The 22,396-nt window shown below is 67.2% G+C and carries 26 protein-coding genes and 1 pseudogene; 10 read left to right on the top strand and 17 right to left on the bottom strand.

Going from position 1 to position 22,396, the window contains the following annotated elements; genetic code table 11:
• Positions 1-83 precede the first annotated feature (83 nt).
• The gene (locus E6C70_RS13240; RefSeq protein WP_136425029.1) at positions 84-1,892 is read left to right on the top strand and encodes an oleate hydratase; all 1,809 of its coding nucleotides are present in this window, start codon (positions 84-86) and stop codon (positions 1,890-1,892) included.
• A gap of 78 nt (positions 1,893-1,970) precedes the next feature.
• Here E6C70_RS13240 and E6C70_RS13235 read toward each other — a convergent pair whose 3' ends face one another.
• The 5 genes from E6C70_RS13235 to E6C70_RS13215 all read right to left on the bottom strand — a co-directional run bounded on the left by E6C70_RS13235 (position 1,971) and on the right by E6C70_RS13215 (position 5,306).
• The gene (locus E6C70_RS13235) at positions 1,971-2,855 is read right to left on the bottom strand and encodes a class II glutamine amidotransferase (protein ID WP_136425028.1); all 885 of its coding nucleotides are present in this window, start codon (positions 2,853-2,855) and stop codon (positions 1,971-1,973) included.
• A gap of 130 nt (positions 2,856-2,985) precedes the next feature.
• Entirely contained in the window at positions 2,986-3,750 is a 765-nt protein-coding gene (locus E6C70_RS13230) for an ABC transporter permease (protein WP_136425027.1), read from the bottom strand.
• A complete protein-coding gene (locus tag E6C70_RS13225; protein WP_136425026.1) occupies positions 3,747-4,568 on the bottom strand; it encodes an ABC transporter ATP-binding protein in 822 nt (273 codons plus the stop codon). Before E6C70_RS13225 ends, E6C70_RS13230 begins: the two co-directional genes overlap by 4 nt.
• Before the next feature lie 19 nt (positions 4,569-4,587).
• Positions 4,588-4,953: a DUF1048 domain-containing protein gene (locus E6C70_RS13220; protein ID WP_136425025.1), complete on the bottom strand. Its 366-nt coding sequence runs from the start codon at positions 4,951-4,953 to the stop codon at positions 4,588-4,590.
• Positions 4,954-4,955: 2 nt separating this feature from the next.
• Positions 4,956-5,306 (bottom strand): PadR family transcriptional regulator, encoded by a 351-nt coding sequence (locus tag E6C70_RS13215; RefSeq protein WP_136425024.1) that lies wholly within the window; start codon positions 5,304-5,306, stop codon positions 4,956-4,958.
• A gap of 112 nt (positions 5,307-5,418) precedes the next feature.
• On the opposite strand from E6C70_RS13215, the gene E6C70_RS13210 reads away from it, so the two are divergent.
• Positions 5,419-5,847 carry a cupin domain-containing protein gene (locus tag E6C70_RS13210; RefSeq protein WP_136425023.1) on the top strand — a complete coding sequence of 143 codons (429 nt, stop codon included), beginning with the start codon at positions 5,419-5,421 and terminating at the stop codon, positions 5,845-5,847.
• Positions 5,848-5,872: 25 nt separating this feature from the next.
• Here E6C70_RS13210 and E6C70_RS13205 read toward each other — a convergent pair whose 3' ends face one another.
• Positions 5,873-6,730: an NmrA family NAD(P)-binding protein gene (locus tag E6C70_RS13205; protein ID WP_136425022.1), complete on the bottom strand. Its 858-nt coding sequence runs from the start codon at positions 6,728-6,730 to the stop codon at positions 5,873-5,875.
• Positions 6,731-6,813: 83 nt separating this feature from the next.
• Between E6C70_RS13205 and E6C70_RS13200 the strand changes: the two genes are divergently transcribed.
• Complete coding sequence (locus E6C70_RS13200) at positions 6,814-7,539, top strand: YdeI/OmpD-associated family protein (RefSeq protein ID WP_136425021.1); 726 nt, start codon at positions 6,814-6,816, stop codon at positions 7,537-7,539.
• Here the strand turns inward: E6C70_RS13200 and E6C70_RS13195 are convergent.
• A complete protein-coding gene (locus E6C70_RS13195; protein WP_235833465.1) occupies positions 7,478-7,969 on the bottom strand; it encodes a MarR family winged helix-turn-helix transcriptional regulator in 492 nt (163 codons plus the stop codon). The two genes, E6C70_RS13200 and E6C70_RS13195, sit on opposite strands and share 62 nt — an antisense overlap.
• 37 nt (positions 7,970-8,006) lie before the next feature.
• Between E6C70_RS13195 and E6C70_RS13190 the strand changes: the two genes are divergently transcribed.
• Complete coding sequence (locus E6C70_RS13190; protein WP_136425020.1) at positions 8,007-8,417, top strand: VOC family protein; 411 nt, start codon at positions 8,007-8,009, stop codon at positions 8,415-8,417.
• Positions 8,418-8,427: 10 nt separating this feature from the next.
• On the opposite strand, the gene E6C70_RS13185 is transcribed toward E6C70_RS13190, so the two are convergent.
• On the bottom strand, positions 8,428-8,766 hold the full coding sequence (locus E6C70_RS13185) for a YciI family protein (protein WP_136425019.1): 339 nt from the start codon (positions 8,764-8,766) through the stop codon (positions 8,428-8,430).
• Positions 8,767-8,793: 27 nt separating this feature from the next.
• Positions 8,794-9,114: a DUF2277 domain-containing protein gene (locus tag E6C70_RS13180; RefSeq protein WP_136425018.1), complete on the bottom strand. Its 321-nt coding sequence runs from the start codon at positions 9,112-9,114 to the stop codon at positions 8,794-8,796.
• A 140-nt stretch (positions 9,115-9,254) separates the two neighbouring features.
• Between E6C70_RS13180 and E6C70_RS13175 the strand changes: the two are divergent.
• The 4 genes and pseudogenes from E6C70_RS13175 to E6C70_RS13160 all read left to right on the top strand — a co-directional run bounded on the left by E6C70_RS13175 (position 9,255) and on the right by E6C70_RS13160 (position 13,148).
• A pseudogene (locus tag E6C70_RS13175) lies at positions 9,255-10,555 on the top strand (endonuclease/exonuclease/phosphatase family protein).
• 121 nt (positions 10,556-10,676) lie between these two features.
• Positions 10,677-10,970 carry a DUF4287 domain-containing protein gene (locus E6C70_RS13170; protein WP_136425017.1) on the top strand — a complete coding sequence of 98 codons (294 nt, stop codon included), beginning with the start codon at positions 10,677-10,679 and terminating at the stop codon, positions 10,968-10,970.
• Positions 10,971-11,080: 110 nt separating this feature from the next.
• The gene (locus tag E6C70_RS13165) at positions 11,081-12,235 is read left to right on the top strand and encodes an alpha/beta fold hydrolase (RefSeq protein ID WP_136425016.1); all 1,155 of its coding nucleotides are present in this window, start codon (positions 11,081-11,083) and stop codon (positions 12,233-12,235) included.
• Positions 12,236-12,251: 16 nt separating this feature from the next.
• Entirely contained in the window at positions 12,252-13,148 is an 897-nt protein-coding gene (locus E6C70_RS13160; RefSeq protein WP_136425015.1) for an arginase family protein, read from the top strand.
• 11 nt (positions 13,149-13,159) lie between these two features.
• On the opposite strand, the gene E6C70_RS13155 is transcribed toward E6C70_RS13160, so the two are convergent.
• The 6 genes from E6C70_RS13155 to E6C70_RS13130 all read right to left on the bottom strand — a co-directional run bounded on the left by E6C70_RS13155 (position 13,160) and on the right by E6C70_RS13130 (position 18,555).
• The gene (locus E6C70_RS13155; protein WP_328590857.1) at positions 13,160-13,357 is read right to left on the bottom strand and encodes a hypothetical protein; all 198 of its coding nucleotides are present in this window, start codon (positions 13,355-13,357) and stop codon (positions 13,160-13,162) included.
• Between the two features lie 37 nt (positions 13,358-13,394).
• Positions 13,395-14,735 (bottom strand): HNH endonuclease signature motif containing protein, encoded by a 1,341-nt coding sequence (locus tag E6C70_RS13150; protein WP_168770957.1) that lies wholly within the window; start codon positions 14,733-14,735, stop codon positions 13,395-13,397.
• A gap of 301 nt (positions 14,736-15,036) precedes the next feature.
• Positions 15,037-15,534 (bottom strand): MSMEG_6728 family protein, encoded by a 498-nt coding sequence (locus tag E6C70_RS13145; RefSeq protein WP_235833464.1) that lies wholly within the window; start codon positions 15,532-15,534, stop codon positions 15,037-15,039.
• A 69-nt stretch (positions 15,535-15,603) separates the two neighbouring features.
• On the bottom strand, positions 15,604-16,242 hold the full coding sequence (locus E6C70_RS13140) for a hypothetical protein (protein ID WP_136425013.1): 639 nt from the start codon (positions 16,240-16,242) through the stop codon (positions 15,604-15,606).
• Between the two features lie 52 nt (positions 16,243-16,294).
• A complete protein-coding gene (locus E6C70_RS13135) occupies positions 16,295-18,004 on the bottom strand; it encodes an ABC1 kinase family protein (RefSeq protein ID WP_136425012.1) in 1,710 nt (569 codons plus the stop codon).
• A gap of 5 nt (positions 18,005-18,009) precedes the next feature.
• Positions 18,010-18,555: a PadR family transcriptional regulator gene (locus E6C70_RS13130; RefSeq protein WP_136425011.1), complete on the bottom strand. Its 546-nt coding sequence runs from the start codon at positions 18,553-18,555 to the stop codon at positions 18,010-18,012.
• 162 nt (positions 18,556-18,717) lie between these two features.
• Between E6C70_RS13130 and E6C70_RS13125 the strand changes: the two genes are divergently transcribed.
• Entirely contained in the window at positions 18,718-19,188 is a 471-nt protein-coding gene (locus tag E6C70_RS13125; RefSeq protein ID WP_168770956.1) for a MarR family winged helix-turn-helix transcriptional regulator, read from the top strand.
• Complete coding sequence (locus E6C70_RS13120) at positions 19,185-19,526, top strand: YciI family protein (RefSeq protein ID WP_136425009.1); 342 nt, start codon at positions 19,185-19,187, stop codon at positions 19,524-19,526. The genes E6C70_RS13125 and E6C70_RS13120 overlap by 4 nt, the downstream gene beginning before the upstream one ends.
• Positions 19,527-19,564: 38 nt before the next feature.
• Here the strand turns inward: E6C70_RS13120 and E6C70_RS13115 are convergent, their stop codons facing one another.
• Complete coding sequence (locus E6C70_RS13115; RefSeq protein WP_136425008.1) at positions 19,565-19,954, bottom strand: MmcQ/YjbR family DNA-binding protein; 390 nt, start codon at positions 19,952-19,954, stop codon at positions 19,565-19,567.
• Between the two features lie 29 nt (positions 19,955-19,983).
• On the bottom strand, positions 19,984-22,206 hold the full coding sequence (locus E6C70_RS13110) for a carbohydrate-binding protein (RefSeq protein WP_136425007.1): 2,223 nt from the start codon (positions 22,204-22,206) through the stop codon (positions 19,984-19,986).
• Positions 22,207-22,396: the final 190 nt, after the last annotated feature.

The raw sequence follows: 22,396 nt of genomic DNA, 5'->3' as shown, positions 1-22,396 counted from the left end.
CATCCGCCCCTTCTCACCCGGCCGGTCCCCTCGTAGTCTCGAAGGAGGGGACCGGCTGGCGTCCCACCGAGACGGGGGTTTCGATGTACTACAGCAACGGCAACTACGAGGCGTTCGCCCGACCGCGCAAGCCCGAGGGCGTCGACGACAAGACGGCCTGGTTCGTGGGGGCCGGACTCGCCTCGATGGCGTCGGCGACGCTCATGATCCGCGACGGACAGATGTCGGGCGACAAGATCACGATCCTCGAACGCCTGAAGCTGCCGGGCGGTGCGCTCGACGGCATCAAGGAGCCGAAGAAGGGGTTCGTCATCCGCGGCGGTCGCGAGATGGAGGACCACATGGAATGCCTGTGGGACCTCTTCCGCAGCATCCCGTCGCTCGAGATCGAGGGCGCCAGCGTGCTCGACGAGTTCTACTGGCTCAACAAGGACGACCCCAACTCATCGCTGTGCCGGGTGACGGTGAACCAGGGCGAGGACGCGCACACGAACAAGCTCTTCACCCTCAGCGAGAAGGCGCAGAAGGACATGGTCAAGGTCTTCCTCGCCACGCGCGAGGAGATGGAGGACAAGCGCATCGACGAGGTGTTCGGTGACGAGTTCCTCGCGAGCAACTTCTGGCTGTACTGGCGCACCATGTTCGCGTTCGAGGAGTGGCACAGCGCGCTCGAGATGAAGCTCTACCTGCACCGCTTCGTGCATCACATCAGCGGCCTGCCCGACCTCAGCGCCCTCAAGTTCACCAAGTACAACCAGTACGAGTCCCTCGTGCTGCCGATGTACCGCTGGCTCCTCGACCAGGGCGTCACATTCGAGTTCAGCACCGAGGTGACCGACATCGACTTCGACATCACGGATGGCCGCAAGCAGGCCACCCGCATCCGGTGGAAGCGGGATGGCGAGGAGAGCGGGGTCGACCTCGGACCGGATGACCTGGTGCTCGCGACCATCGGATCGCTCACCGAGAACTCCAGCGATGGCGACCAGCACACCCCCGCGAAGCTCGACGTCGGACCGGCCCCGGCGTGGGAGCTGTGGAAGAACATCGCGGCTAACGATGACGCGTTCGGGCGCCCCGAGGTGTTCTGCGGCGACATCGAGAAGACGAAGTGGGAGTCGGCGACGGTCACCACGCTCGACACCCGCATACCCGAGTACATCCAGAAGATCAGCCAGCGGGATCCGTTCAGCGGCAGGGTCGTCACCGGCGGCATCGTCACGGCGAAGGACTCGAGCTGGTTGCTGAGCTGGACCGTCAACCGCCAGCCGCACTTCCAGCAGCAGCCGAAGGACCAGATCGTCGTCTGGGTCTACTCGCTCTTCGTGGACACGCCAGGCGACTTCGTGAAGAAGACGATGGCGGAGTGCACGGGCGAGGAGATCACCCAGGAGTGGCTCTACCACATGGGCGTCCCGGTCGATCAGATTCCCGAGCTCGCGGCCGAGGGGGCGCGTTGCGTTCCGGTGATGATGCCGTACGTCACGTCGTTCTTCATGCCGCGCAAGGCCGGCGATCGTCCCGACATCGTGCCGGAGGGCTCGGTGAACTTCGCCTTCATCGGCCAGTTCGCCGAGACCACCCGCGACACCATCTTCACGACCGAGTACTCGGTGCGCTCGGGCATGGAGGCCGCGTATCGGTTGCTCGGCGTCGACCGCGGCGTGCCGGAGGTGTTCAACTCCACGTACGACATCCGTCAGCTGCTCAAGGCGACCACGCGACTGCGCGATGGCGAGGAGGTCGCCCTGCACGGACCGACCTTCCTGCGCAATCGGCTGCTCAAGCGGCTCGACGGCACCGAGATCGGCGAGCTGCTCACCGACTTCGGGCTGGTGCCCGGTGCCGGAGACACCACGGCGCGGGCCCGGGCGGACGACGCGGTGTCCTGAGGGTGGATGCCGCTGCTTCCTCGGCTGGCGCTGCTTCCTCGGCTCCCGCTGCTTGCTCGGCTGACGCGGAAGCAGCGGCTACGCGTCGACCACCGCAGCCACCTCGGCCGCCGAGGGTGCCGGCGCGCCATCGCGCAGGAACGGCAGTTGCCGATATCCGTCGCCGTCCAGAATGGCGACGGTCGACTCGGGCACCTCGATGAACGCGCCGGGCAGGTCGGTGAGCGGCTCCGACACGATGACGCGGGCGGTCGCGGAGAACACTCGCAGCTGGTCGAGGTCGGGGTAGGTCTTCTGCAGCGTCTCGCCGTCCTCGGAGTAGAACAGCGTGCGCGAGTTGTGCTCGGTCGAGTAGCGGAACGCCCAGATGGTCATGCCATCCGTCACCGCGAAGGTGCCTTGCACCGGGTTCTGGACGCTGAGCGCATCGCCGATGCGCTCGACCTCGCGGATCGCGCGCGCCATCGCGCCGATGGGGTCGTCGCGCAGGCCGAGGGTCAGGGCGAGGTAGAACAGCGCCTCGGAGTCCGTCGTGCCCTTGACCTTCGAGAACAGGGCGGGGTCGACGGCCAGCAGGATGTCGCGTTTCATCACGCCGAACTGGCGCAGGGCGCCGTTGTGCATGAACATCCAGTTCTCGTAGCGGAACGGATGGCAGTTCGTCTGCTGGATGGGCGGCCCGCTGGCTGCTCGCACATGGGCGAAGAACAGCGGCGACTCGATCGCGTGCGCCAGTTCGCTCAGGTTCTCGTCGTACCAGGCGGGCTCCACGCTGCGGAAGAGCGCTGGCGCTCCGCCGGGGGTGCCGTGGGTGGGGTACCAGCCGACTCCGAACCCGTCGCCGTTCACGGTCTCCTTGCCGAGCGGCGAGTTGAGCGACTGCGCGACAAGCGAGTGGGGCGTGTCGAGAATGAGCGTCGAGAGCCGCAGCGACTCTCCCGAGTAGACCACCCAGCGACACATCGCGACCCCTCTCCGCGCCGCGTCGTCGCTGCGCCGAACGTCGCCTTCAGGCTACGCCCGCCCGCCGGTCGAGTAGCGAGCGATGAAGGAGCCCGCGTATCGAGCGGACCCTCGCACCCCCGAGCGAACCTCAGCTGAGCTTGCGGCGGTAGATCACGATCGCGAAACCATACGCAACCACGAGGATGCCCACGAGCCACGCCAGCGCCACCCAGATATCGCTGCCGATCGGCTGCTGGGCGAACAGCGCCCGGATCGTGTCCACGATCGACGTCACCGGCTGGTACTCGGCGAACCACGCGACCGGGCCAGGCATGCTCGCGGTGGGCACGAATGCCGAACTGATGAACGGCAGGAAGATCAGTGGATAGCTGAACGCACTCGCGCCGTCGACGCTCTTCGCCGAGAGCCCGGCGATCACGGCGAGCCAGGTCAGTGCGAGGGTGAACAGCACCAGGATTCCGGCCACCGCCAGCCACGCGCCGACGGATGCACCGGTGCGGAACCCCATGATGAGCGCGACGCCGATGACGATGGCGACCGAGACGAGGTTCGCGACGAGCGACGTGAGCACATGCGCCCAGAGCACACTCGACCGCGCGATCGGCATTGATTGGAACCGGTCGAAGATGCCGCCCTGCAGGTCGAGGAACAGCCGGTACGAGGTGTACGCGACGCCCGACGCGATGGCGATGAGCAGGATGCCGGGCAGCATGTAGTTTACATAGGACTCATCCGATCCCGTACTGATCGCACCCCCGAGGACGTAGAAGAACAGCAGCATGAGCGCGATCGGCGTGACGGCGGTGGTGATGATCGTGTCGGGGCTCCGGAGGACGTGGCGGAGCGAACGGCCGGTGAGCACGCCGGTGTCGGCGAGGGCGTAGCTGGTCAAGATGCTGCCTTTCGTGCCGGTGCGGACGATGCGATGTCGTCGCTTGGGGCATCCGTGTCCCCGACGAGGGCGAGGAAGACCTCCTCGAGCGATGGCTGCTTCTCGACGTACTCGACCTGTGCGGCCGGCAGGAGTCGCTTGAGTTCCGCGAGGGTGCCGTTCTGGATGATCGTGCCGCCGTGCAGGATGGCGATGCGGTCGGCGAGGTGTTCGGCCTCGTCGAGGTACTGGGTGGTCAGCAGCACGGTCGTGCCGCCCTCCGCGAGCCTCTTCACCGTCTGCCACACCTCGATGCGCGCCTGCGGGTCGAGCCCTGTGGTGGGCTCATCGAGGAAGATGACGGGCGGATGACCGATGAGGCTCATGGCGATGTCGAGCCGGCGGCGCATGCCGCCCGAGTACGTCCCCGCCTTGCGCGCCCCCGCCTCGGCGAGCGAGAAGCGCTCGAGCAGCTCATCCGCGATCGCGCCGGCATCCGTCAGGTGTCGCAGCCTCGCGACGAGCACGAGGTTCTCTCGTCCGGTGAGCACCTCGTCGACCGCCGCGAACTGGCCCGTCAGGCTGATCGACTCGCGCACGTCGCCGGGCTCCGACGCGACGTCGAAGCCGCGCACCGTCGCACGGCCGGCATCGGCCTTCAGCAGCGTCGACAGGATGCGCACCAGCGTGGTCTTGCCCGCCCCGTTGGACCCGAGCAAGGCGAAGATACTGCCCGGCGCCACGTCGAGATCGACACCGCGCAGCACCGCCACGTCGCCGAACGACTTCTCGATGCCCTGAACCCGGATCGCGGGCACCGGGGCGTTGTCGATGGTCATCTCGTCATCTCCGTTCTGGTCACGCCTCGTCGGCGACCGTCTGCTCGATCGCGTCGGTCAGGCGCTTGCGCTCCTTGTCGATCCACCGGGTTCCGCCGTACGCCTGTGTGAAGGTCTCGGCGAACTCGACCGGGTCGTCTCCGACGATCGTGCTCACTGGCGTCCCGTCGACGGCGGCGCGCTCCCAGAGGTCGGTGAAGTCGCCCAGCATCGTCACGAGGGTGTCGCCGTCGGTCACGCCTCCGTAATAGATGAAGTAGCGCTCGAATGCCTTCGCCGCGGTGGCGTAGGGCTCGGGCAGCGCTGCCATGCGGGCCTTGTTCTGCTTGTACTGCCTCTTCTGCTCGAGCGATCCGGTGAGGGTCTCGATCCACTTTGCTGCCATGGTCATGCTCCTTCTGCGTGCTGTTGCGTGATGTCGGTGCGGAGATGCTCGATGCGGTCGGCCAAGAAGCTCCAGGACTTCCAGAACTCGTCGAGGTAGTCGCGGCCTGCGGTGTTCAGCGTGTAGACCTTGCGCGGCGGACCCTTCTCCGACGGCACCTTCGTGACGTCGACGAGCCCGCGTTGCTCGACCCGCACCAGGAGGGCGTACACCGTGCCCTCGACGATGTCGGCGAATCCCTGCTCGCGCAGCCGCGCCGTTATCTCGTAGCCGTACGCCGGCTGCAGGGCCAGCGTCGCGAGGATGACGCCCTCGAGCGTGCCCTTGAGCATCTCGGTCATCTGCTTGGCCATCGCGCCTCCATCTCGTACTCAGTGTCAATGACTACCGGTATATAGTAAGCACGAGTACCGGTAAATAGCAACACTGAATACCGGATGACGAACCGTCGCTAGGGTGAAGGGCATGAGCGACTACGAGGTGCTGGAGATGGGCGGCTTCGACGAGTGGCGAGAGCACTACGGCGGTTTCCGCCCGGAGACCTCGCGGGACGGCCGACGGGTCGTCGATCACGACATAGCAATGCAGTACATCGGCATGACATCCAACGCGTTCGAGGCCGGTGAGGAGGCCGGCTACTGGCACCGGCACTCCCGCATCGAGGAGCTCTACGTGTTCCTCGCCGGGCGGGGGCAGATGGGCCTGAACGACGCCGTCGTCGACGTGGGTCCCGGCACCGTCATCCGCGTGGCTCAGGGTGTGTGGCGCACCTGGCGCTCCCTTCCCGACAGCCCGGATGGCCTGCGTTGGTTGTGCATCCGCGCGGGCGGTTACGAGCTTCCGCAGCTGCCGGATGACAGCGAGCGCGACCCCGATCGTCCTGCGCCGTGGTGATGGGCGCTGTCGCGAGAGCCATCTCTTAGCTCCAGACGTTGCGGTAGTCCTCGACGAACTGGCGCATGGTCGTGGCGGGCTGCCCGGTGAGCTTGCGGACGGCACGATTCGGCAGTGCCGAAATGTTCCAGCGCACCACGCGGTAGATCATCTTCTGCACCGCGACGTAATCGGCCGGCGCGCCATCGCCGGCGAGCTTCGCGAGGTATTCCTTCTCCGAGGGACGGGCGTACCGGATGGGCCGGCCGAGCACCTCCGTCATGATCCTCGCGACCCGGCGGTAGCCCATGGATTGCTCGCCGGACAGGGTGTAGGCCTTCCGCAGGTGGCCGTCCTCGGAGAAGACCGCCGCGGCGACCCTGCCGATGTCCCTCGCATCGATGAGCGCCGTGAGAGCGCGGCCGGCGGGGAGATAGATCTCGCTGCGTTCCCGGATGTCGGCCGCATACGTCGAAGACAGGTTCTGCATGAAGAAGTTGGGTCGGAGCGACGTGTATGGCGCGTCGGTCTTCTTCAGGTACTGCTCGACGGCGTAGTGCGGCGTCTTCCGGTTGCCCTGCACGCCCTGCAGGGAGAGGAAGACGATCTGCCGGATCCCATTGCGCCGGGCGGCATCGATGAGTGGAAAGAGGTAGGTCGCCACGTCCTCGATGGCTGGAGGACGCATCAGAAACAGTCGATCGGCGCCGGCGAGCGCCGCGTCCACCTCGTCGTCGGTGGCGCCGAACTCGAAGACCCGGTGCTCGACGCCCGGCGGCAGGCTGGCGGCATCCGTCTCCTTGCGCACCGCTGCGATGACCGACTGGCCTTTCGCCCGCAGGTTCTCGACGACAGCCGAGCCGACGATGCCGGTCGACCCTGTCACGAACACTGATCCGCTCATACGACTTCCTCACCGACCCTGGGGACGACCGGGTCTCTGCAAGTCGAATCTAGCCACCAGTCGCCCGCTGCCATACTCGTGCCATGGCAGAGAGCATCGGAACGCCGGGCGGCTCGACCGAACGCCCCGCCCAGTTCTTCTCCGGTCCGGAGGAGTTCCGCGCCTGGCTCGCGGTCAATCACGCGAACCAGACCGAGCTGTGGATGGGGCTCAATAAGAAGCACGTGGCCGATCGCGGGCTCACGTGGGAGCAGGCCGTGCCCGAGGCGCTCTGCTTCGGCTGGATCGACTCCGTCGCCCAGCGCATCGATGAGAACGCCACCCGCCAACGTTGGACGCCGCGCAAGCCCGGCAGCATGTGGTCGAGCGTCAACATCGCCTTGGTCGAGAAACTCACCGCCGAGGGACGGATGCGCGGAGCGGGATTGGCGGCCTACGCGAAGCGACGCGACGATCGCTCGGGGGTCTACTCGCACGAGAGCCCGGTCAAGGAGCTTCCACCCGCGTACGCCGGACGGTTGGCGGCGAACGTCGGAGCGACGGCCTTCCTCGAGGCAGCGACAGCCGGCTACCGCCGTCAGGTCATGCACTGGATCCTCACGGCGAAGCAGGAGTCGACGCGCGAGAAGCGCCTGGAACAGCTGATCGACGACAGTGCGGAGGGCCGGCTGGTGCCCTTCCTGCGCTATGGCGAAACTCCGAAGTGGGTCGAGCGGGCGGGGGACGCTGCCCGCGCGGCCGTGAGCGCTAGCGCGGATCGGTCAGGTGACGCAGGAGGCGGGCGAGCGTCGCCTTCTCGTCGGGACTGAGGCTGCGCAGTTCCTCGGCCTCTCGGCTGGCCAGCCGGGTCATGGCGTCGTCCACGTGTTCGGCGCCCTCGGCGGTGAGACGAACGAGTACGCTACGGCCGTCGCGCGGATGCGGTCGTCGCTCGATGAACCCGCGCCGCGACAGGTTGTCGAGGCGGTTCGTCATGGCTGCGCTGCCGATCATGGTGGCATCGATCAGCTGCGCGGGGCTGAGCTCGTGCGGCGTCTCAGCTCTCGCCAGTGCCGCCAGCACGTCGAACTCCCAGGCCGCGAGTCCGGCACCGCTGAACGCGCTCGCCCTCAAGCGACCGAGTCGGTTCGACGCACGTCTCAGACGCGACATGACGTCGAGCGGAGTGAGGTCGACATCCGGTAGCCGGCGCGACCACGCATCGATGATCAGGTCGACCTCGTCATCCGGCTGCCTCACCTGTCGACCCTACCGCCGCTCCTCATAGGATGGCCGAGTGCCCCTCCTCGACCACCTCGGAATCACCGTCGACGACCTTCCCCGCGGCATCGCGCAGTTCGACCCGATCATGCAGGCGCTCGGCTGCGAGCGCACGGATGCCGAGAACTCCGTCTCCTGGTGGAGGGAGGGCGAGTCGGAGCTGATCCTCTTCCCCGCCCGAGAGACGGGCAGCGGCCCCCACCAGCATGGCCGGGTCGGATGGCAGCACCTCGCCTTCGCCGTCGAGACGCATGCCGAGGTGGACCGCCTGCACGCGATCGCCCTGGATGCCGGCTGGACGGCGGTGCGCGAGCCCAAGCCCTATCCGCGCTTCAGCGAGCGCTACTACGCGTCGTTCGTCGAGGAGGACAACGGCATCCGCATCGAGTTCATGTACCACCCGTCGCGAAAGGTCGCAGCGGACTGACCGCGCCGGTTCAGCTCGCCGGGTCGTACATGAATTCCCGCAGTTCTTGGGGACAGCGACACGAAGCCGCAATCTTGCGGGCCCATTCCTCGGCGGCCGCTCGATCGGGCAGCTCGAGGACGGTGAACCCGCCGTCGATCTGGACGTCGGAGTAGGTGTCGGCGCTGATCGTCCCGTCGGCGGAGACCAACGCTGGGCTCACGCCTTCATCGAACCCGCCGCCGAACACGTACACGCCGGCAGCCTTGGCCTCCTCGATCACGGCATGCGAGTCGGCGACGACATCCGGGAACTCCTCCTCCGTCACCACCATCGCTCGGCTGGGAAAGGAGATGAGGTACTTGGTCATGCGTCGATCTTGACCTGCCGAACTCCGTCAGACAAGGGCGGCCGAGGGTTCCGCCGCCGGCGCCGTGCGGATTCTGACCTCGCGCTCCATGCGCTTCTCGTGCCGCTGCCGACCTTTGACCGCCTCCACCTCGCGACTCTTCGGCGGCGCGATCGTGACGAGTTGGTCGAGCATCCGCCGAGTGGCCTCGGCGATCTCGTCGATCGCCCGGTCGAACGCCTCCGCATTCGCGCGCGAGGGACGCGTCGACCCGCTGACCTTTCGGACGAACTGGAGGGCGGCCTCCCGCACCTCGTCGTCGGTCGTGGCTGGCTCGAAATTATGAAGGCATCGGATGTTCCGGCACATGCCATCGACGATACGCCCGGTTCGCGGATGAGACACGTCCGCCGAGATCGCGATCGGACACCCGCGGTTCTCCCGCCGGCCACTTCGCACCCCTAGTTTGGGGGAGAGCACCGAGCTCGCCGCCGAACGAAGGAGTCCGCATGCCCGGCCCGCGTCCGATCATCACGACGATCGCCGCCGTCGTCCTCGGCGGGCTCGCCGCCGCCACGCTCGGCGCCGGAACAGCCACTGCCGCGAGCGCGTCGGTCTCGTCGCAGGCTCCGGCATCCGTCGCCTCCGGGTTCACCCTTCCGTCCGCGACGAATCTGCGCGTCGCCACCTTCAACCTGTCGCTCAACCGTTCGGCGCCCGGCCAGCTCGAAGCCGACCTCGCCACGGGCGCCAACGCCCAGGCGCGCACGGTCGCCGAGATCATCCAGCGGTCGGCCCCGACATCATTCTGCTCAACGAGTTCGACTACGTGGCAGACAACCGCGCGGTCGATGCGTTCCGCCACGACTACCTCGAGGTGAGCCAAGAGGGCGCGAACCCCGTCACCTTCCCGTACGCGTTCGTCGCGCCATCGAACACCGGCATCCCGAGCGGATTCGACCTCAATAACGACGGCACGATCGGCGGCGGGGACGACGCGCTCGGCTTCGGCGCGTTCGAGGGGCAGTACGGCATGGCCATACTGTCGAAGTTCCCCATCGCGACCGACAAGGTGCGCACGTTCCAGAAGTTCCTCTGGAAGGACATGCCCGGCGCCCTCCTGCCCGACGACCCCACCACCGCCGCCCCCGCCGACTGGTACACGCCGGAGGAGCTGAACGTCGTGCGCCTCTCGAGCACGTCGCACTGGGACGTGCCGGTGAAGGTCGGCCAGGCCACCCTGCACGTGCTCGCGTCGCATCCGACTCCGCCAACGTTCGACGGGCCGGAAGATCGCAACGGTCGCCGCAACCACGATGAGATCCGCTTCTGGGCCGACTACATCTCGCCCTTCAAGGCGAACTACATCACGGATGACGCGGGCCGTCGCGGCGGCCTGTCGCCGCTCGCGCCCTTCGTCATCATGGGTGACCAGAACGCCGATCCGCTCGATGGGGACTCGGTCGACGCTGCAGTGAACCAGCTCCTCGACAGCTGGCGCGTGGTCGACCCGAAGGCGACATCCGCCGGCGGTCCGGAGGCTTCGCAACTGCAGGGCGTCGCCAACACGACTCAGCGCGGCGACCCGAAGTACGACACCGCCGACTTCGCCGACACCGCGCCGGGCAACCTCCGCGCAGACTACGTGCTCCCGTCGCTCGGCATCCAGGTACGGGATGCGGGGGTGTTCTGGCCGCAGCAGTCCGACCCGCTGTCTCGGCTCACCGGCGTCTATCCCTTCCCGAGCAGCGATCACCGCCTGGTCTGGGTCGACATCCGCATTCCGCGGTTGTTGAGCCTCATCAGCTGACGCGCCCCATCCGCGCCGACAAGGGTCTCGATCAACGTCGAAACCCTGTCGGTGCGGATGCCGATGCGCAATGCTGGCATCGTGCTCGGGGCGGATCGCCGCCGATCCGAAGGAGGATGCCATGTCGTTCCAGTCCTATCTCGACAACATCGAGGCCAAGACCGGCCTCACTCCGCGGCAGTTCGTCGACCTCGCCCACGAACGCGGTTTCGACGAATCGACGAAAGCCGCGCCCATCGTCGCGTGGCTGAAGGAGGACTACTCGCTCGGGCAGGGGCACGCGATGGCTCTGGTGCACGTCATCACCAAGGGCCCCCAGATCAGTCAGAAGCACGTCGACTCCGGCACCGCGCACAGCGATCCGAGCGACGCGCTCTGGCTGGACGGCGCCGCGACTAATCCGGCGCGCCCTTAACCCAGCTCGCCCGTCAGCTTCGCCTCAGGCAGACGCAGGCAGCCGTGCCCGTTGATGCGACGTGTTCGGGCCGAGACGACGTTTCCGCACCATTCTCGAGGGGAAGATCGATGACCGAACAGGTGGAACTAATCGTTGAGATTCTGGCGAAGAAGGGACGGGAAGCCGAGCTGCGCGAAGCCGTCCTCGAGCTCGCCGGTGAAACCCATGCCGAATCGCCCGGACCGGTGAGGTTCGATCTCGGTGAAGACCCCGCCGACGCGCGGAAATTCTCCGGGCACGAGATCTGGGCCAGCCAAGCTGATCTCGATCGGCATGCAGAGCTCGTACACACTCGCCGCTTCCTGGAGCGTGTTCGTCAACTGGTGGAGGATCCCGAGCAGGTATTACGCGTGACTCGCTGGGCGCCCATGGAACCCCCGGCAGCCGCGCCAGCGGGCTTCCGTCATCAATACGCTCACGTCCGCGGAACGCAGCTGCACTACGTTCGCGGCGGGTCCAACGATCCGGTGGTTCTCCTGCACGGTTTCCCCGACACCTGGTACGCCTGGCGAGAGGTCATGACTCGCCTTGCCCTCGACTACACCGTCATCGCGGTCGATCTGCGCGGACTCGGCGATTCCGCTCGTCCCGGCGAGGGCTACGACGTGCCCAGCTCGGCCGCCGACATCGCCGAGCTCGTCAACCAGCTGGGCTTCGATTCCGTCTTTCTTGCGGGTCAGGACTGGGGTGGTTCTATCGCTTTCGCCTACGCCGCCGAGCATCCTACCGCCGTGCGGAAACTGGCAGTTCTGGAAGCCATGCCCGCTGGTCCGTGGACCGAATCGGGCGGCGGTCGCTCAGCGTGGTTCGCCGATTTCCATGCGATTCCAGACCTTCCCGAGCTTCTCGTGGAGGGAAGGGAATCCGAGTATCTGGGTTGGTTCTATGAAGCGTTCTCGGCCACCGCGGGGGTCCCGACGCCTGCAGCTACGGATGAGTACGTGCGCACTTATCGACAACCGGGGGCCATGACCGCTGCCTTCGAGCTCTACCGGCAGGCGGAGCGGGAAATCGCCCACAACTCTCGGTTCGCCTCGACGCCGTTGGATGTGCCGGTTCTTGCCATTGGCGGCGACCAGGTCTTCGGCTCCGCGGTCGCCGAGAATCTCACATCCGGCGCAGCATCCGCCGTCGAGTCGCTGGTCCTCGAAGACTGTGGTCACTTCCTGACGGAGGAACGTCCGGACGAAATCGCAGCCGCCCTGCGTCAGTTCTTCAGGTAAGCAGAAGGCTCTAGTGATGATCGCGCTTGTATCTGCTCCCAGCAATCTCGGTCTTCGTCCGCCTCAGCGCGGGAGCGTCCCGGGCGCGGCGAAGGCGCCGGAGGCGTTGCGTGAGGCAGGGCTGTTCCGCCGGCTCCTCGATGGCGGAGCCGTCGATGCGGGTGTCCTGGTGTGCGGTCGTTACCTCGACGATGATGACACCCGGCCAGCTGGCCATGTGCGCAATGAGGCAGCACTGGTGGACCATGCGCGGCGTCTCGCTGTCAGGCTCATGAGCATCCTGGACAGCGGCGACATCCCGCTGGTTATCGGCGGTGACTGCAGTGTTCTCATCGGGATCGGGTTGGCGCTCTCTCAGCGGGGTGGGACGGGGTTGGTGCATGTCGACGGCCACACCGATTTCAGACATCCGGGCAACAGTGACGCCTGCGCCAGTGTCGCCGGTGAGGACCTCGCGGCCGCGGTCGGCTTGCACTGGCCCGCGATCGCGGACATCGACGGTCGTAGCCCGTATTTCGATCGACGACGCACGGTGCATATCGGGCACCGGAACGACGACGAGGAGGCTCCGGAAGCCCGTGAGGCTCTTGGGCTCGTGGTCTCCGCCGCGGACGCGATCGAGCGGAACCTTGCGGATGTCGTGGCCGAGACGCACGGGGTGGCTGGTCGTGGGTACTGGTTGCAGGTGGACGTGGACGTGCTCGACGCGAGCATCATGCCGGCGGTGGACAGCCCCGATCCGGGAGGACTCGACACCTCACAACTCGCCGCGCTGCTGACCCGTCTCGCGCCGGACGCGATCGGAGCATCCGTGACGGTCTTCGATCCCGATCTCGATCCTGACGGCCGCTACGCAGAACTGGTGACCGAGGTGATCGTGGCCGGCCTCAGCAAACTCGGTACGGGTCTCTGACGAGATACCGCTCAGCGCGGGCGGCGACCCGCGAAGACCGTGAACAGCAATGGCACGACCGAGGCGATCATCAGCACCGAGCCGAGCACCACGTCATCCGCCCGCATCACGGCACCGGCGATGAGCAGGATGCCGAACACGAGCACCGACACGACCCGGCGCGCGGTGCGCTCGAGCCGGGCAACGCGACGCTCGAGTGCAAAGCTCACCGTCGCGACGTTTCTGTAGCCGTCAGACGGAGGCCGATCAGCTGCGTTCGCCGGCCGCATGATCGAACCGCGCCCGGCCGCCGAGCCGAGGGATCCGCCCCGGGTCGACGTGCGGCGGCGGGATGAACGAGACCCGACCTCGGCGCACCTGCACCTCCCACCCGTCGTGATGCATGCGCTGATGATCGGCCCGGCAGAGGAGGACCCCGTTATCGAGATCCGTCGGCCCAGCGTCTCGTTCCCACCAGCGGATGTGGTGTGCCTCGGCGTACGCCGCACTCATGCCACAGAACGAGCAGCCTCCGTCGCGTTCTCCGAGTGCAATCCGCTGCGCGACGCTGAAGAGTCGTTGGGTGCGGCCGAGATCGAGAATCTCGCTCTCGCCGCCCAGAACCATGGGGATGATGCCCGATTGGGCGGCGAGTCTGCGCACCGTGCCGATGCTGATCGGTTGGTCGATCCCGTCGATCATCGCCGCCCCGGAGCCCGAGCGGAGATCATCGAGCGTGCAGCGCACGATGATGGTGGCCAGGTCGAGGGGCGCGACGGTCTCCCGACAGCTCAGGCTGTGGCGGGCGATCACGCTGAGGGCATCGGCCTGCAGGGCGGGAATACTCCGCGATGGATGCGATCCGCTACACAGGTCGGCATCCCGAGCCCGACGAATCTCAGCGGTGACCAGAGTCTCGACCGCCGTCTTCAGGCACGCACCGTTCACCGGATCGAGCCGAGCACTGAAGAGCACGGAGCCAGACGCCTCCTGTCGGATCCGCAGCCACGACGCCGCCGCCAGGGTGTCTTCCCGTTCCGGCACGCCGTCGGTGTCGAGCCTGGCCTCGGCGTGCTTCACCAGCCGTCGCACCTGTTCGAGGGTGAGCGACGGCGCACGCCGGGCGAGGGTCCTCTCCGTCTTCATCGACTCCTCATGGTCGGCTCGCGGCGCCACCCGGTCGAGCATCTCCGTGATCACGGCCGCCGAGTCGAGGCTGAGGCATCCGCCTTTCATGGCCTCCGCTACGTGGGGATGCCACGGAGCCATCCGCTGCCCCGAGAATGATGACCGCTCGGCCGTCGCCACGCCCACGCAGATCAGCCGGGCCGCCTCAGCGCCTGAGCCGCCCGTCGCAGCCGCGATAAGTGCAGCAGCATTCCGGTATCCCTGCTGCTTCGCCATTCCGTCGCGCCCGAGCTCCGGCGCGGAACGATGGGCGATGGCACCAGCGATGCGGATGTGCAGGGCGTCCAGATCGCGACGCGTCTGTGCGAGAGCGTCGTTCACCGCCATCAGGCCGGAGGAGCTCATGCACTCGACGGCCGCGTCCGGCGACGAGTCGACGGCTCCGAAGGCGGGCAAGCTGCCGAGCCATGCGGAACGCACGGACTCCACATCTCGTTCGAGTATTGCCGTCGCCTCTTCCATAAGAAAAGTCAACCAGCACCTACCGACATTGAACGACCGGTATACCCACCTGATCAGGAATAAGTTATGCACACGCTGTCAGAAACACTCGTCGCCCTCGCGCTGTGGAGGAGTCGTGTACAACGCATCGGCGGCGGAGAGGAGGGCGTCAGATTATTCAGCTCCAGACCCTGCCGCTGGCAGCGGTTAGCGAAGTCGAACAGGAGCTCGGCAGGTGCATCGACCGTAAAGTCGAGGTCGGCTGACCGAAGAGCAGTCCTCAGACGGATGCCGACGGCCACACGTATGCCAGATCCGCCGGCACATCGTGTGCCATCTCGGCGTAGTGCACCGGGTCCTTCCGCAGCAGGTTCGACCGGTGCGATCGGTGCACTTCCTCCGAGCCGAACCACGGCGGCAGGTCGTAGGTTCCAGCGCGGTACGCCGCCGCATCCTCCGTCACGGCCTCAAGGTCGATCAGCGTCTTGAGGCGGCAGGTGTCGACGTGGCCGCGCGCCTCCCACTCGTCGCAGGTGGCGTCCTGGTAGGCCATGAGTGCCGGCCGGTAGCCACGCCACATGCGCACCACCGGGTGGTTCTGCCACCCATAGCCCGCAATGGTGAGGGCCCGCATCACCTGCAGCGTCTCGACGCGCTGCTTGCCGAGGCGCGGTGTGTCAAGTGCCGCCATGCTCAGGTCGAACTCGGGGTACGGCAGGAAGGTCTGAATGGTTGCGCTCCGTTCACGTCGTCGTTCGAGCGTACGTCGGGGTGGCATCCGGCCCGTGCCCCTTGACGAGCCGCTGGCGGCGAACGCAGCGGCACCACGCGCAGTCGGCGCTGGCTCTCACTTTCCCGGCGGAATCGGGAGCGCATCGGTGAATCGGGGCGGGTCGGCAACCAGCGCAAGCGCCTCCTCCTTGCTGACGTTGTTCGGAAAGTTGTAGTGCGCGAACCTTCCCGACGGGTCGTCGGGCGAATCGGGCATTGCGATGCGGGAGGAGCCGATGACCTCTCCGAGGTGGACGGCCGCGGCAGGGTCGATCGGTCGTCCCTGCCGGTCTCGCAGCATCACGAGAACGCGAAGACCGCGGGGTTGGCCCGTGCTGAGTTCGAGATAGAGCAGGCGCCGCGTCTTCGATGCACTCACGAGCAAGCGGGCCGTGGTGAGGTCCGAGAAGTCGGCGGTCTTGCCCCCAGCGCGGATGCGGTGGCCGGCCAGGTCGGCGAGAGCACTCGGATAGCGCACTCGCAGATAGAGAACCGTGGCCGCAGCGATCAGCGTAAACAGAACGACGGCTGTTGCGATGGTGGCGAGCCATCGCCACGGGCCGGCGACCCAGAGGAAGATGACGGGCCGCGCGAGATGGAGGATGACGAGGGCACCGATCAACCAGGCTCCCGGAATGCCCACGATGAGCGATTGGAGGCCTGGCGGCTGACCGGTGAGTTGCACCCATTCGGTGCGAGCCTCAGGACTCACCATGGGTCGAGCTTGGCATAGACCGGGTCAGATCACGGACGCCGAGCACGGTGCACTAGCGCGGGCGGCGACCCGCGAAGAGCGCGAACAGGAGCGGCCCGACCGACGCGATCATCAGCACCGAGCCGAGCACCACGTCATCCGCCCGCACGACAGCACCGGCGATGAGCAGGATGCCGAACACGAGCACGGACACCACGCGCCGGGCGGTGCGCTCGAGCCGGGCGACACGACGCTCGAGTGCAGGGCTCACCGTCGCAACGGATCCGTCCTCGAACCGGGTGACCAAGGCGTCCAGGCGCTTCGGAAGGCGCCACGCGAGGCCAGCGACCTCGAGCGCCTGCTTGGCGACATCCTGGACCACGTTGCCGCGCTCGTCGCGCAGCAGCTTCGACGCGTACGGCTCGATGGAGTCCCAGAGGTTGAACCCTGGGTCGAGAGCACTACAGACCCCCGAGGTCAGCGACATCGCTCGGATGATGAGCAGGAAGTTCTCGGGCAGCTGGAACGGCAGCGAGCGCACGACGTCGCCGAACTGCACGGCGAAATCGCGGAACTCACGCGGGTCCACCTCGCGCAGCTCGGCGAACCCCATGCCGCCGAAGCGCGCGAAGAGCTGGGTCATGGCCCGCTCGAGCTCCGTCGTCTCGGCCGATGGGAGCAGCACACCGAGGTCGCGGATGGCGTCCACCAGGCCCTTGCCGTCGCGCGAGGCCGCAGCGATCAACAGCTTGCGCAGGCCACGGCGGGTTCCGGGCGGCACCTCGCCCATCATCCCGAAGTCGATGAAGGTGAGCTTCCACCCTCGCTCGTCGCCCACGCCGACGGGACCCGGCGTGATGAAGATGTTGCCGGGATGCGGGTCGGCGTGGAAGAACCCGTTGGTGAACAGCTGATCGAACATGACCGCGGCGAACACCGGTGCCACGTGCGCCGGATCGATGTCCGCCGCGCGGAGGCCCTCCGCATCCGTGATCTTGATCGCCGTCACGTCCTCGAGAGTGAGCACGCGCCGGGTAGTGCGCTCCCAGACGATCTCGGGAACGCCCACGCGGTCATCGTCGGCGAAGTCGGCCGCGAAGCGCTCGAGGCTGCCCGCCTCATGCAGGTATTCGATCTCCTCGCGGCTCGTGAGGGCGAACTCCTCGACGAGTGCCCGCGCATCCACCCGGTCGGAGACGAGGCGAACGCGGCTCAGCCACCCGCCGACTCGGCGCAGGGCCGCGAGGTCGGTCTCGACGATCGCGTCGATGCCGGGTCGCTGCACCTTGATGACGACGGCGTCGAGCCCGGTATCGGCCGCATCGATCGGGCCGAGCACGGCGCGGTGCGCCTGACCGAGGGATGCGGCGGCCACCGGCATCTCATCGACCGAGGCGAATGCGCGCTCGAGCGGCAAGCCCAGCTCAGCCTCGGCAAGCGCCCGGATCGCCGGGAACGGGACCGGCGGCACCTCATCCTGCAGGCCCTCGAGCTCCGTCGTGATCTCGGGGGGCAGCACGTCGAGCCGCGACGACATGAACTGCCCGACCTTGATCATCAGCCCCCCCAGGTCGACCGCGAGAACGTGGAAGCGCTGAGCGAAGCGGCGCATCCGTTTGGATCGCGAGCGTTCGGCGACCTTCGCGAGCCCGATGCGAGGCAGCAGCAGTTCGAACCACCACGTGAGGGCGAGATTCCAGCCGGCGAATCGGAGGATGCGGCGGTAGCGGGCGCGAGTGTCCCTCGCGCCCGGGGTTTCGCTACCTCGGGGTTCTGATGCCACCCTCGTCAGTCTTGCGCGAGGATCGAGTGAAGTCGACGCCGCGCGTCATCCAGGGCCTGCACGGCTGCCCGGATCTGCTCGGGCGAACCCTCGCTGTTCACCTGGGCGGCCACACGGGCGAGCTGCATGCCCGCCTTCGGCAAGGCCGAGAAGCCGGTGTCGTCGCTCGAATCGGGGGAGGTGAAGGGCGACGAGTCGCTGGCGCTGGCCGCTTCTGCACGCCCGGCCTCGGTCAGCGAGTAGGTCTTGCGCCCATTGGACTCCTCGGACGTGATGAGGTTCTCGTCGGCGAGCAGCTGCAGGGTCGGGTAGACAGAGCCTGCGCTGGGCTTCCAGCTGCCGCCGCTGCGCTCCTCGATCTCACGGATGATCTGGTAGCCGTGCATCGGCTGCTCCGCGAGGAGGGCGAGCACTGCCGCACGAACGTCTCCGCGCCCGACGCGCGAGCCGGCGCGCTTCTCGAAGGTCGAGCGGAACTCCTCCATCTTCTGCCAGATGCCCTCGAGGGGGTTTCCGGTTCCGAATCCGCCGGTGGGGAATGAGTTGGCCATGGTGATCTCCTTCGTCGCGTCGTGAACGATACTCAACGATATGTCGCGACCGGCGGTGAACGACAGGGTCTCACCCCACACTCACAGCCAACATCACGCTCCGTCGCGATGCGGGCGACGTGGGTATTGACAGTACGCTGTCAGTTGGCCTACGCTACCCATATGCGTCCTGACCCACCGGCTGACGACTGGACGCAGTTCGCGACCGCCGCCTTCGCACTAAACGCGCTGCTCATCGAGGCCGGTGAGACGATCGTCGCGCCCATGGGCCAGAGCAGCGCACGTTGGCAGGTACTGGGTCGCGCTCACCACCCGACGACCGTGGCAGACATGGCCCGCGACATCGGGCACGCACGGCAGAGCGTGCAGCGCATCGCCGACGTGCTGGTGCGCGAAGGCCTGCTCGAGTTCCGCCCCCACGATCGCGATCGTCGCACTCAGCTCGTCGGGCTGACTCCCGGTGGTGAGCAGATGCTGGAAGCCATCTATTCCCGCCAGCTGGCTTGGTCGGACGATGTCGTCGTCACCATCGGTCCCTCTCGACTCGCGGCGGCGACCGAGAGTCTCACTTCGATCACCGAAGCGCTCCGGACCGCGATAGCCCCAGCACCACAACAGAAGGAGTCATTGTGAGCAGGTACATCGTTCTCTACCACGCCCCTCTCGATGTCGCTCAGCGCTTCGCGCAGGCGACGCCGGAGCAGGCCGCCCTCGGCCTTCAGGAGTGGGTCGACTGGTCGACGCGACTAGGTCCGGCCCTCATCGACCCGGGGCGGCCGCTCAGCCACGCGAGAAGCGTGACGTCGACGGGCGTTGACGATGGGCGTGACGACATCATCGGCATGTCGATCCTCGAGGCGGCCTCCATGAACGAGGCGCTCGGAATGGTGGAAGGTCACCATCACCTGCGCTGGGCCGACGGATGCTCCATCACCGTCCTCGAGGAGATGGGCGTACCTGAGCTGGCGTAGTAGGCGTCCGGCCTCCGCGGTCGCGCCCGACGTGACCGCTAACCGTCCTCGCCGTCGAACTCACGACGCAGGTACTTCGGCGCCTGCATTCGCCACGCCTCGGTGACCAGCTCGATGAGGTGGTCATCGTCGATTCCGGCCATGCGGAAGGCCACCTTCGGCTCGCCCCACGGCGTCGTCGTGCGCAGGAACACGTCGGGCATCATCTCGACCAGCGCGAGCGCATCCACCTGATCGGCGACCTTCACGCCCACGACGAGCTCGGCCGCGATGACTTCCCGCATGTCCGCCGGGACGCTCGGCCACGGATGGCACTCCCATGCGTACGGCTTGCCGCGCACGAACCAGGCGGCGCCGCCCGTCGTCGAGCGCTCCTCACTGCCCGGCATCCGCTCGGCCGTGCGGCGCAGGTCGTCGAGAGTGGCCACGCTCCGAGACTAGGACGCCCCGCCGACGTTCAGCCGATGAGCTTCCAAACGCCCCACAGGGAGGTCTGGCTGGGCGCCGTGCCAACGGTGTACCACTGAGCCTGATAGATATGGCCCGAGCCGCTCACCTTGTCGCCGCCGGTGTAGACGGTCGCGGGGCTCCAGGCGGGCACGCCGCCGGGGGTCGTGGGGGCAACGATCTCGCTCCATGGTCCGCCGACCCCGCCGGGAGCTGTGCCGCGGGTGTACCAGAGCGCCGTGAAGGTGCGGCCCTGGTAGACCACCACATCGCCTGCGGTGAAGACGCCCGTGGCCGTCCAGAGCGTGGAGCCGTCGGACGCGATCGCGATCTCGGCCCACGCGCCGTAGGTGCTGCCCCCGGGCGTCTCGCCTCGGGTGTACCAGAGCGCCCGGAACACCGAGCCGCCGTAGCTGACCAGGTCGCCGCTGGCGTACGCCGTGCCCGTGTCCCAGGCGGCCGGCTTCGGCACTCCCTGCCCGCCGAGCCCGAGGTCGCAGTCGATGCGGCCGCTGTAGAGCGCGTGACCTTCGGATGCGGTGCCCGGTCCCGCTCCGTAGATGCCGTCGTCCGACCAGACGACCTCCTTGGTGCCACCGACACAGGTCGAGTTCGGCGCCAGGGCGAACCCCTCGAGGTTGTTGACCGGCAGTGGGGCCGGCTTGGCGTAGGCGACATCCGGAACGATCGAGCCGGTCGCACTCACCTTCAGGACGGTCGAGGTGACCCCGCAGGTGTTATCGCACAGAGCCCAGATGCGCTGGGTGTCGGCGTCGAACGACACGTCCATGACGTGACCCATGCCGGTGTCGACCACGGCCACGCGGTGGAAGGAGTGGTCGTTGTTCAAGGCGTAGGCGTAGAGCTTGCCGTCGTTCTCGAGCGCGGCGAAGTACAGGCCGGTTCCGTGCTTCGGGTAGTCGATCGGCTTGTAGGCCTTTCCGGTCGACTGGTCGACGAATCCGTTGCCGGTGAGGTAGCCGTCGGGCACGAAGGTGACGCCCTCGAAGCCGAGGTTCGCCTCGGTCTTGTTGCCGGCGTGCAGCTCGGGGAACTCCGCGGTCAGGTTCCACTCGTCCGTCGCCACGAGCTGGGTGCCGGCTTGCGCCGGGTCGAAGCGCAGGATCGAGTTGAGCGGAATGGTGTTGGCGGCGTTGTTGCGTTCTGTGGTGACGTACAGCGCGCCATCCGCGCCGATGGTGAGGCCCTCGGAGTCGGGCTGGTTGGTCTGCGTGTCGGTGCTGCCCGGGAAGAAGATCTGCTTGCCGGCGCCCCATCCGTTGCTCGTGTCTGCCACCCACGTGTCGCCCTGCTTCACCATGCGGAACACCCAGCTCTTGTTCTTGACGCTGTAGAGCACGTTGGCGTTGCTCGGGTCGAAGACGAGCCCGCTGACATCACGACCTTCGGGTCCGGTGGTGGTCTTCCAGGCGCACCGCGGGTCGGCGACGGCGACGGATGCGCTGCCGGGCCAGGCGGCGGGAGCGAGCGCGCTCGCGGGGAGGGTCCCCGTGCCCGAGGGTGCCTCCGGCTGGCAGTTCAGCGTCGGTGCCGGCGGGCCCGTCGGGCCGGTCGGATCGGTGGGGTTGGTCGGTGCGCCCGCACCGAACCGGCTCGTGCCGGGCGATCCGATGTCGCCCGCGGTGGAGGTCCGCGAACCTTCCGCATCGCCGACCGCGGAGAGCTGCCACTGGGACGCGTCGTTCGCGCCGAGTGCGGCAGTCGTCTTAGGGATGCCCGCGACGCCCTGCGTGCGCGGCCCCTTCACGGTGCCCGTGCCCTGGTCGTTGTAGGTGAGACGATCGGCCAGGTTCGCGACGGCATCCGGGCCGTTGAAAAGGTTGATCTCGTCGGCCCGGCCGAGGTTGGTGGTGTTGCCGGCGAGGATTTTCACGTCGGCGCCGAGACTCCACTCGGTGCGGAAGGTGGCATCCGCCGACTCGGTGATGATCGCCGACTGGCCGACGGCGAGCGTGCCGAGGCTGTCGAGCGGCACCGTGCCGGGCGTCCTGCTGTCGTCGTCGAACGACCAGCCGGCGAGGCTGACCGGTGCCGCGCCGAGGTTCGTGAACTCGACGTACTCTCCCGACGAGCTCACCGGGTTGTACATCCACTCGGTGATCTTGACGGATGCGGCATCGGCGGCCTGGACAGTCGTGGGCACCGCGAGCGCGGCGCAGACGGCGGCGGATGCTGCGACGGCAGCGACGACGAGGGAGAGGGAACGTCTCATGAATCGAAACCTACTGACGCCGTCCATACGGGGGTGAACGGGAGAGTGAACGAACGGCGAACGCGTGCCGGTCGAGTAGCGCAGACGCGAAGCGGCTCCGCGTATCGAGGCCCGCGCACCTGCGACTGACGGGTTTCGAAGCTTCTATATGTCAATGGGGGCAGAGGAGTGGGAAGAGTTCGCGGCAGAG

This window comes from Orlajensenia flava (assembly GCF_004801905.1).
Classification (GTDB): Bacteria; Actinomycetota; Actinomycetes; order Actinomycetales; family Microbacteriaceae; genus Orlajensenia; species Orlajensenia flava.
This window is presented reverse-complemented; position numbering and strand designations above follow the sequence as displayed.

Excerpts from the sequence above, each read along its gene's own strand:
- E6C70_RS13240 (WP_136425029.1), top strand. The coding sequence starts at position 84 with ATGTACTACAGCAACGGCAACTACGAGGCGTTCGCCCGACCGCGCAAG.
- E6C70_RS13205 (WP_136425022.1), bottom strand. The coding sequence starts at position 6,730 with ATGAGCGGATCAGTGTTCGTGACAGGGTCGACCGGCATCGTCGGCTCG.
- E6C70_RS13180 (WP_136425018.1), bottom strand. The coding sequence starts at position 9,114 with ATGTGCCGGAACATCCGATGCCTTCATAATTTCGAGCCAGCCACGACC.
- E6C70_RS13210 (WP_136425023.1), top strand. The coding sequence starts at position 5,419 with ATGAGCGACTACGAGGTGCTGGAGATGGGCGGCTTCGACGAGTGGCGA.
- E6C70_RS13215 (WP_136425024.1), bottom strand. The coding sequence starts at position 5,306 with ATGGCCAAGCAGATGACCGAGATGCTCAAGGGCACGCTCGAGGGCGTC.
- E6C70_RS13200 (WP_136425021.1), top strand. The coding sequence starts at position 6,814 with ATGGCAGAGAGCATCGGAACGCCGGGCGGCTCGACCGAACGCCCCGCC.
- E6C70_RS13110 (WP_136425007.1), bottom strand. The coding sequence starts at position 22,206 with ATGAGACGTTCCCTCTCCCTCGTCGTCGCTGCCGTCGCAGCATCCGCC.
- E6C70_RS13185 (WP_136425019.1), bottom strand. The coding sequence starts at position 8,766 with ATGACCAAGTACCTCATCTCCTTTCCCAGCCGAGCGATGGTGGTGACG.
- E6C70_RS13165 (WP_136425016.1), top strand. The coding sequence starts at position 11,081 with ATGACCGAACAGGTGGAACTAATCGTTGAGATTCTGGCGAAGAAGGGA.
- E6C70_RS13130 (WP_136425011.1), bottom strand. The coding sequence starts at position 18,555 with ATGGCCAACTCATTCCCCACCGGCGGATTCGGAACCGGAAACCCCCTC.
- E6C70_RS13225 (WP_136425026.1), bottom strand. The coding sequence starts at position 4,568 with ATGACCATCGACAACGCCCCGGTGCCCGCGATCCGGGTTCAGGGCATC.
- E6C70_RS13220 (WP_136425025.1), bottom strand. The coding sequence starts at position 4,953 with ATGGCAGCAAAGTGGATCGAGACCCTCACCGGATCGCTCGAGCAGAAG.
- E6C70_RS13160 (WP_136425015.1), top strand. The coding sequence starts at position 12,252 with ATGATCGCGCTTGTATCTGCTCCCAGCAATCTCGGTCTTCGTCCGCCT.
- E6C70_RS13235 (WP_136425028.1), bottom strand. The coding sequence starts at position 2,855 with ATGTGTCGCTGGGTGGTCTACTCGGGAGAGTCGCTGCGGCTCTCGACG.
- E6C70_RS13140 (WP_136425013.1), bottom strand. The coding sequence starts at position 16,242 with ATGGTGAGTCCTGAGGCTCGCACCGAATGGGTGCAACTCACCGGTCAG.
- E6C70_RS13125 (WP_168770956.1), top strand. The coding sequence starts at position 18,718 with ATGCGTCCTGACCCACCGGCTGACGACTGGACGCAGTTCGCGACCGCC.
- E6C70_RS13145 (WP_235833464.1), bottom strand. The coding sequence starts at position 15,534 with ATGCCACCCCGACGTACGCTCGAACGACGACGTGAACGGAGCGCAACC.
- E6C70_RS13170 (WP_136425017.1), top strand. The coding sequence starts at position 10,677 with ATGTCGTTCCAGTCCTATCTCGACAACATCGAGGCCAAGACCGGCCTC.